Source organism: Streptomyces sparsus (assembly GCF_054776295.1).
Window position 1 is genome coordinate 1 of sequence record NZ_BAAHCA010001573.1, and the last position, 683, is coordinate 683.

The 683-nt window shown below is 68.1% G+C and carries 1 protein-coding gene; it reads right to left on the reverse strand.

The window, feature by feature from the left end; translation table 11 throughout:
- Positions 1–683, reverse strand: a 683-nt coding sequence (locus ACYVE9_RS29670) for an acyltransferase domain-containing protein (RefSeq protein WP_461030959.1), incomplete at both ends; no start/stop codon positions are given.

Sequence of the window (683 nt, forward strand, 5' to 3'; positions counted from 1 at the left end):
GTCACCGTGGAGAGGAACGGGACCGCCGGGACCTGCGCCTCCACCGAGGACAACGCCTTGGCCAACTCCGCCTCGATGGCCTCTACGTGGGAGGAGTGTGAGGCGTAGTCCACCTCGATACGCCGCGCCCGCACCCCCTCAACCTCCGCAGCAGCAACCAACTCATCCAGCGCGTCCGCATCCCCAGACACCACCGTCGAAGCCGGGCTGTTCACCGCCGCCACCGACACCCGACCCAACCACCGGGCAACAAACTCCTCCGCCTTGCCGCGCGGCAGAGCCACCGACACCATGCCCCCACGACCCGCCAACGCCACGATCGCCTGGCTGCGCAGCGCGACCACCCGCGCCGCGTCCTCCAACGACAACGCACCCGCCACACACGCCGCCGCGATCTCACCCTGCGAATGCCCCACCACCGCAGCAGGCCGCACCCCGAACGACTCCCACACCGCAGCCAACGACACCATCACAGCCCACAACACCGGCTGCACCACATCCACCCGACCAAAACCGGGCGCCCCCTCCACCCCCCGCACCACATCAACCAACGACCACCCAACAAACCCCTCAAGCGCCGCCCCACACTCACCAAAACGCTCAGCGAAAACCGGCGAAGCATCCAACAACTCCACCGCCATCCCCACCCACTGAGCCCCCTGCCCCGGAAACACAAACACCGG